At 41.7% G+C, this 6,512-nt stretch carries 5 protein-coding genes; all 5 read right to left on the minus strand.

Annotation, left to right across the window (positions count from 1 at the left end; translation table 11 throughout):
• Positions 1-597 (minus strand): LysM peptidoglycan-binding domain-containing protein (locus HT721_RS10140; RefSeq protein ID WP_173229749.1); only part of this gene is annotated, 597 nt, incomplete at its 3' end.
• Positions 598-919: 322 nt separating this feature from the next.
• Positions 920-2,299, minus strand: coding sequence for an ABC transporter permease subunit Vex3 (gene vex3, locus HT721_RS10145; protein ID WP_173229751.1), 1,380 nt, complete (start codon positions 2,297-2,299; stop codon positions 920-922).
• A gap of 55 nt (positions 2,300-2,354) precedes the next feature.
• Positions 2,355-3,002 carry an ABC transporter ATP-binding subunit Vex2 gene (vex2, locus tag HT721_RS10150; protein WP_173229753.1) on the minus strand — a complete coding sequence of 216 codons (648 nt, stop codon included), beginning with the start codon at positions 3,000-3,002 and terminating at the stop codon, positions 2,355-2,357.
• 12 nt (positions 3,003-3,014) lie between these two features.
• Positions 3,015-4,292, minus strand: a complete 1,278-nt coding sequence (locus HT721_RS10155) for an ABC transporter permease (RefSeq protein ID WP_173229755.1) — start codon at positions 4,290-4,292, stop codon at positions 3,015-3,017.
• Between the two features lie 147 nt (positions 4,293-4,439).
• The coding region (locus HT721_RS10160) for a DUF1542 domain-containing protein (RefSeq protein ID WP_173229757.1) at positions 4,440-6,512 on the minus strand (2,073 nt) is incomplete at its 5' end.

Below are 6,512 nucleotides of genomic sequence, written 5' to 3' on the forward strand. Positions count from 1 at the left end.
TGTTGTTCCTGCTTCTGCTGGTGTCACTGGCTCTTCCGCTTTTGGCGCTACTGGTGCTGATACAGGCTGATAGACTGGGCTATAGTTCACAGTCATTTTTTCAACTTTCTCAGTGACATCTGTTAATTCAAAGGTAACAGCTTTTGTTTCTTGGTCTTTCTTGAGCAAGACTTCATAAGTACGAACTTCGCCACTTGCACCGCTTTCTTTGATGACAATCTTGTGTTTTGTGACTGTATCTGAAACCGTTTCAGCTTCAGTAAAGTACAATTCATTGTGCGGTAAGAATAAATTCTTGCCTGAAGCTTGATTCATTTCTTGGAGTACATCTACAGGGATATTGCTTGCTTCGCTGATAACACTTAATGTATCTCCCCACTTAATGACATACTTAAATAAATCACCTTCTTTTTGAAGGTCAGCTTTCACTTCCTCAACTGTTCTGGCTACCCAGACGCCATCTTGTTCACTGGCTGACACAGTTGGAGCTAAAAAGCCCAGACCCAGTAGAATCACACCTGTCGCAACAATTGCACCAGTTCTCAATTTTCTAAAACCACGGAGGGACAAGCTTCCTCTAACATTTGTTTGTCTCATAATGTTTATTTTTCCTCACTATTCTATATTTTCCAAAGTAGACCCTGCCTAGGTCTACTAGCCTATGTTTGCGATATGGATAGGCTTCTACAGATTTATCTATCTATTTTCAAGATAAGATTTCTATAGATTTTTATGCACAATTCCATATATAAGTTGCGAAACTCCTTTCTAATAAATTCCATAACCTTAGTATATCATATTTAAGTACTAAAGTACAAAGAAAACAACTGAAAGCAATGATTTTCACCACTGCTTTCGGATTTATTTATCATTTTAAAACTTTCAGTTGCTAGCCTCATTTTTCAGTCTAGCATCAGTATTATTCACCATCCAGCAGAAGTTCTTTTGGTTGTTTTCTGAGGAGATTGCTTGATGCAAGCGCCATAACGAGAACCACTAGAACTAAAGCAAGGACAAAGACGATGATAAAGTCTGATGTCTGAATGGAAATATCTAGGCTCGACAAGGTCTTGCTAAAGCCATCTACTTCTGCACCACCACCAAGGTTAGAGGCCTGAGCCGCCTTACTAGCCTGTTTGGCAACACCTGAAGTCACATTGGCAAGGACAGTATTTCCGATTGCACGCGCTGTGTAAGTAGCTAAGAAGTAAGCAGAAACAAGAGCAGGGATGGCAATCAAGATGGATTCAGTGATGAATTGACCCAAGATACTTGCCTGCTTGAGACCGATAGAGAGGAGAATTCCCACTTCCTTGCGACGGGCATTGATCCAAAGGCTGAGCAAGAGGGCAAGGAGAAGAACTGAGAAACTCAAGCTACCCCAGAAGAGGAGGTTGGCCATCTTGTACATACCAGAGATGGATTGCTCAAGAGCTGGGTAGTTAGATGAGCTTTTAACGAGTGTATAGCTCTTCCAGTTGATACCACTGATGCCATTCAACTCTTTCATAACATCATCCAAGTTCTTGTCCGCTGTTACAAAGAAGGTTGCGTCCCCATAAATAGCTGTGTCTTCTGTGTATCCATAAAGTTTTGCAGCCGTGTGAATGTCTGTGATAGCTGTATTTTCATAGAGTTCTTGTGAGTAGGTTACTGCTGACTTGTTGTGACCATCAAAGAGTCCCTTGATTGTCACTTCGACTGTTTCCTTGGCACCTTTTTCATTGTCTGCGTCATAGATATTGGAGTCCAGTTTAACCTTGTCCCCTACTTTCCAGCCGTATTTGGCTGCCAAGTCCTTGTGCAGGAGGATCTTGTCCTTGTCGTCGTTTGTTAGGTGCTCTCCTTCGACCAGCTTATAAGAACCAGAGACAAACTTGTCTTCTTTAGAGGAGTCATTAACACCCGTAATCATCAAGCTGCTTCCAAAATGTTTGGCACGGTCAGGTGTCAGATTTTTCTTGGTTTCTGGCGTTTCAATAAGGTCATATCCAGTCAAATCTCCGATAGCGTTGATGCGTTTCACATAAGACTCGATGGCCTTGTTTTCGGTGATTTTTTTGATGTCTTCACCCTTGATATTCCCAGCACCACGTGGCGTTCCTTGATTGACGCGACGATTGATTTGCATGGAGAAGCTGTTGGTGATATTTTTAAAAGTCTCCTGAGAAGCCTTGGCAGTAGCTCCCTTGATCGACAAGCCGACCAAACTCAAGCTCGCCATGAGGAGAATAATCAGGAAGATGACAATCGATTTGAAAAACTTCCTTGTAACATAGGCAAATGCGTTGTGTAACATAGGTTCCCTTTCTAAATGTTGTTCTATTTTATAGTTCGAACAGAAAAAGCTCGTATTATTTCGTAGTATTGCGAGTTTCAGTCAGTTTCTTGTCCTTCAACTCAAGTGTAATATCTGACGCTGCTGCCACTTCTTTGCTGTGGGTTACGACGATGACACATTTACCTGTTTTCTGGGCAAGTGATTTGAGCAGTTCGACAATATCTCCAGCAGTTTTAGGGTCCAGATTTCCTGTTGGCTCATCCGCTAGAATAACTGGAGCTTCTGAGACCAAACTACGAGCAATGGCAACACGTTGCTGTTGACCACCTGATAACTGGAGAACATTCCGCTTGATCTGACTTTCATCCAAACCAAGCTCAAGCAGCGTATCCTTGCTTGCCTTTTTGTTGACCAAGCGGATATTTTCCAGTGGAGAAAGATAATCTATCAAGTTATAATTTTGAAAGACCAAAGAAATATGGTGCATGCGATGGTAAGAATAGCCCTTCTTACGAATGTCCTCTCCTTGGAAAAGAATCGAACCTTCAACAGGACTATCTAGACCAGCAAGTAGGGATAAGAGAGTGGATTTCCCCGCTCCTGATTCTCCAATAATACTGTAAAATTTCCCGGGTTCAAAATGATAATTGATCTGATATAGGACTGCTTCAGCAGTGTTCTTATAACGGTAAGTAAGGTCTTGTAATTGTAATAAAGTCATGATTTCTCCTTCTTAACTAATGGATGATAAAATTTCTTTAGGTGATTTTCTAAATAGAAATACGAAACAAAGGACTACTGATAAGCAACTAAGCAGAACTAGAAAAACATAGGATTCTGCAAATGATAGGATATTAGTTGATAGACTGCTTGCTTTAGCTAGCGTGTCTTGTAAACTTGCCTGTTCTCCACTTGCTAGTAGTGTTTGGAGCAGATAGGATGTAATGGCATTTCCAGCGATAAAGGATGGAAGCAAAGCTCCGAGAGATACCAACAGCACCTCTAAACAGAATTGTAGGAAGATCGAGCTTTTGCCTTTGCCAAGTGCAAGTAAAATTCCCACTTCGTAGACCCTTTCTCTCAACCAGAGAGACAAGACCAAAATTAAGGCTCCAGCTCCAGCTATCAACATCCCATAAAGGAAAATGGTCAGAAAGGTTTGGAAGGTTGCAACTGAGTCTTTGATTTGTTCAAAGGCCTTGTTTTCCTTCTCAACTTGGTAGCCTTGATTTTCCAAGGCCAAGTTTTCTACCTGCTTCATGAGTCCGTCCATTTCCTTAGGATTTTCTACATAGAAGCGAGCTGCACTGACTAGAGATTCACCATTTCCCAAAAGGCTTTGGCTACTTTCATAGTCTGTAAAGACTTGGTTTTCACTGAAGTCGGAAGACAAGCCTGTAAATTTCTCTTGTTTTTTACCAGAGAAGATTCCGACGATTTCAAACTCAACAGTTTGTCCTTTACCAGCTTCTGACTGACCAGCATCTAAGGTAATCTTGTCATGAAGGGAAAGACCGTTCTTCTTAGCCAACTCTTCGTGGATGATGATTTTCTTTGAATCCCCTTTTTGAAGGTGTCGCCCTTCTTTTAGATTGAAAGCCGAGCTGGTAAAGGTCACATCCTTGGATGAATCATCCAGAGCTGTTAAGCTAACCAGGTTCTTGTCCGTAGCTGACAAATCATCACGTTCAACGCTCTGCTCGCCACTCACTGCTTCCTTGTCTTTTAGTTTTGCAACCGTCTCGAGTTCAGGAGAAACATTTTCCAGTCCCTTAATCTTGCTTACAGATGCTAGGTCTGACAACTTGAAAGTCTGACCGTTCTCTGTCTTCTTAATAGAAAAAGATGTGTTGAGTGATTTGTAAAGATTGGTTTCCACTGTTTTGTTGGACTTCATCAGAGTCAAACAGGCTGAAATTCCAGCCAATAGGACCAATAAAATCAGAAATAAAATAAAACTTCTCAGTCGTTTTCTGCTGACATAAGCCCAAGCTCTCTGGATTGGATTCATTTGTCACCTCCATATTTGTAAGACTATTATAAAATCCAAATATGAAATGTTTATGAAATACAAAAAAAATATCAAAAAGAGCAACGGCTTTCACCGTTGCTCTTTCGAGTACTATTCTAGCTAGTTTCCGACTAGTCTAAGCTTAACTTATCTTAACTGAGTAAGAATAGCTTTGAGTTTATCAATCAACTCATCTTCTGTGTGGTCAGACTCTTTCTCATTGGCTAGGAAGACAACTGCTTGAGCGAGAGCTTCTCGTGCTTGATCAAGGACTTTCGCATCTACACTTGTAAGGTCACCGTCTTGAAGAACCTTAGTTAATTCCTTGGTCAATTTCTTGAGTTCTGACTCTTTCTTACGACGCGCGATGAGGAAGAGAAGGAGACCAAGAAGGGCGAGAAGGCTGCCAATCATCGTACCGTATGGAAGATGACCTTGCTCTTTCCTTGTTTGTTTCGTTTCTTCTTCATCCTTAGTCGCTTGCTTGCCTTTCAAGGATTCGAGTGCTTCTTTGACCTTGTCAGTCATCTCTTTCAAGCCTGCCTCTGTCAAGTCAGCATTTCTAAGGGCTTCTTGACCCTCTCCGAGAATGACCTTCGCAGCGTCGATGACAGATTGATCAATACCATCCAAGTCTTTCAAACGAGTTTCCAGTTCTTCAACCAATCGAGCAAGTTCAGACTTGTCAACAGAACGAGTCTCACTAGGAGTCACTGGAGTGCCTGAATTGTTTGAAGTAGATGTAGAAACTGGTGTTTCTTGAGCTGGAGTACTTGCTTGAGCCTGTCCAACAGTAGATGATGGAGTAGCAGGGGTGGTGTTGCTACTATCGTCTGTCGTCACACTAGGGACTGGAGTGTTGCCACTGTTACCTGGTGTCACACTGTTGCTATTGCTGTCAGCAGGGGTGGTAGTACCGCCGTTGTTCGTGTTAGCACCGTTATCGGCATTAGTACCGCTGTTGGTGTTAGCACTGTCGTCAGGACGTGGAGTTGGATTTGGACGAGGAGCAGGCTGAGGATTGATATTATCGATAGCTTGTTTGCCATTATTCTTCGCTTCATCTACCTTATCGTTAGTTGTCGCGTCGTCAATAGCTTTCTTAGCGACAGTTACTGCTGTATCAACATCAGTTTTCGCTTTGTCCTTCTCTTCTTTCGTCAAGTCGGTACGCTTATCAATCTCAGCTTTCTTAGCCTTAGCTGCTTGGTCGATTTCTTTCTTAGCTGCTGCTTTCTTATCACCAGTTGGATTGATGTTATTGATAGCGGTAGTGCCATTATTCTTCGCTTCATCTACCTTATCGTTAGTTGTCGCGTCGTCAATAGCTTTCTTAGCGTCTTTTGCTGCTGTATCAACATCAGTTTTCGCTTTGTCCTTCTCTTCTTTCGTCAAGTCGGTACGCTTATCAATCTCAGCTTTCTTAGTCTCAGCTGCTTTGTCGATTTCTTTCTTAGCTGCTGCTTTCTTATCGCCAGTTGGATTGATATTATTGATAGCGGTAGTGCCATTATTCTTCGCTTCATCTACCTTATCGTTAGTTGTCGCGTCGTCAATAGCTTTCTTAGCTTTTTCTGCTGCTGTTTCAACATCAGATTTCGCTTTGTCCTTCTCTTCTTTCGTCAAGTCGGTACGCTTATCAATCTCATCTTTCTTAGCTTCAGCCGCTTTGTCGATTTCTTTCTTAGCGTCAGATTTCTTATCGCCAGTTGGGTTGATGTTATCGATAGCTGTATTGCCATTATTCTTCGCTTCATCTACCTTATCGTTAGTTGTCGCGTCGTCAATAGCTTTCTTAGCTTTTTCTGCTGCTGTTTCAACATCAGATTTCGCTTTGTCCTTCTCTTCTTTCGTCAAGTCGGTACGCTTATCAATCTCATCTTTCTTAGCCTTAGCTGCTTGGTCGATAGTCCCTTTAGAAGCATCTGTGATTTTATATTTCACTGGTACATTTTCCGTACTACCATCTTCATATGTCACTGTAAGTTCAATATCATGGAAACCATCTGTTGTAGGATAGCTTGTTCCATCTTTCAACTTAGCAGACTGTTTGTGTTCAGCATTTACAGCGTCTAACAAATCATTATCTGTAACATTTTGTTTGTATGGTTTGACTAGTGTATTTGTAGTCACACTGTGACTTTGTTTTGTGTACGCTCCGCTTTCTTTGCTATTTTCAAAGTCGCCTTCTCCTGATTTGGCTGTTACCTTCACACCATC

It is taken from the genome of Streptococcus sp. 4094 (genome assembly GCF_013277125.1).
Lineage (GTDB): Bacteria > Bacillota > Bacilli > Lactobacillales > Streptococcaceae > Streptococcus.

What these genes read in the sequence shown, in the direction of transcription:
- vex2 (WP_173229753.1), bottom strand. Translation starts at nt 3,002, where the DNA reads ATGACTTTATTACAATTACAAGACCTTACTTACCGTTATAAGAACACT.
- vex3 (WP_173229751.1), bottom strand. Translation starts at nt 2,299, where the DNA reads ATGTTACACAACGCATTTGCCTATGTTACAAGGAAGTTTTTCAAATCG.
- HT721_RS10155 (WP_173229755.1), bottom strand. Translation starts at nt 4,292, where the DNA reads ATGAATCCAATCCAGAGAGCTTGGGCTTATGTCAGCAGAAAACGACTG.